The organism is Ensifer sp. GW823-FHT05D09 (assembly GCF_058795755.1).
Genome location: NZ_JBXAIA010000026.1, coordinates 1 through 1,495, shown reverse-complemented (window position 1 = coordinate 1,495; position 1,495 = coordinate 1). Strand labels below are relative to the sequence as shown.

Annotated in this window: 1 protein-coding gene; it reads right to left on the bottom strand. The window is 60.9% G+C overall.

The genetic code is table 11. The features are described from left to right. Positions 1–66: 66 nt before the first annotated feature. Positions 67–1,495: multicopper oxidase family protein (locus tag AC1Q80_RS30745; protein WP_492362928.1), on the bottom strand; the 1,429-nt coding region annotated here is incomplete at its 5' end.

The window sequence follows — 1,495 nt, the reverse complement described above, 5'->3', positions numbered from 1 at the left end:
TGCACGCGCGCCAGGCTGATGCAACGAGGATAAACGTCTCTCTGGTTGGCCGGCGCGGCCAACCCTCTACGGCGTGACCATGCCTGAGAGCTGCGCTGCCTGAACCGGCTGACTGTCTCTCCAACCCTTGGGCGCACCTTCCGGCATGATCTCCGGGGTCGTGAAAACAACGCCGTCCGGGGTGGGATTAGGGGTCGGGGTCACGGCAGTTTGCGGCGAGCCGGCCACTCCGGTCAGCAACTGAAGTCGCGCCAGCATGGCGAAGTCCTCATGAATGGTGTTGTGACAATGGTTGACGTAGGACCCTCCGAACTCACCAAACTGTACCTGGAAGGTGACGCTGCCGTTTTCACCCAACCGCCAGACGTCCTTCCGCTGGAAAGCCTCGGTCGCTTCGAGCTTTAGCCCTTTGCGCGAAATGGTGACGCCCTCCTCGAAGTGGAGGTGGATCGGGTGATCCCAGCCGCCGCCGCCGTTCCGATAGGTCCAATGCTCGACCTCGCCGGCCTTCGGGACCAGCAGGGAAATTCGGTTGGCATTCATGGAATGCGACGTTTCGCCATTGATACGAATGGTCCAGGGGAAATTGACGTATTCACCGCAATCGGGAACGCACCCGTCAGGCCCACGGGAATCGCCTTCTCCTGATCTGCCGAACTCGACGACCCGGGTGCGTACTGGCGTTACGATCGGTATCTGTTCGGTCAGTTGCAGCGGAACGCGGCTGACGTCCGGGTCGGTGGCACGGTGGATGACGCCGGGCACATCAACGCTTTCGACGGCACCAACCACCCGGAACTCAAGCATCGGCCCGACGACCGGGTCCTTGGTGTCGCCCTTGATCGCCTTGACCAGGCTGAGTTCTTCCTTGGGCCCACGCCCATCGTCATGGCGGACCTGATTGACGACCCGTATCCGGTCGCCCACCCGGAAACCGGAAAAGTCGACGACGATATCGTACCGCTCTCCCATGCCTTGGACGGGGAGGGAGGTCAGGGTCAGGGGTGTGACAACAAGGTTCCCGTCATTGGCGATGAACTTGATCGGCACGGGATTGCCCTTGGCATCCGCCAGCGCGAGCTTCAGGAAGCGCGACATGCAGGCGTTGAGGACGCGGAAGCGATACTTTCGCGGCAAGACTTCGAAGAATGGCGCATAGCCGAAATTGACCAGCGGCACGTCGCCGACCATTCCGTCCGTATCGAAAATATCGAAGAAGAGCTGCCCCGACGCGTCGCATACACAATCGGAAAAGACCAGGTTGACGTCGAAGTCGATGTTGCCCCAACCGAGAAGCTTGCCGCTGGGCAGCCGCAGATTGACGCCGTCCGCAAGCTCTTCGTTGCCGCGGTCAGGGCCGCTGTAATAGTTGATCGCACCCAGATTGCCCTTATAGACGTTTTCCGCCGTGAAGAAGAAACGGTGGTCGTGCGCCCACAACGATCCCTGCAGTTCGCGGAAGTCTCCCGGCACGTTGACGAGGCCGGTACTGTCG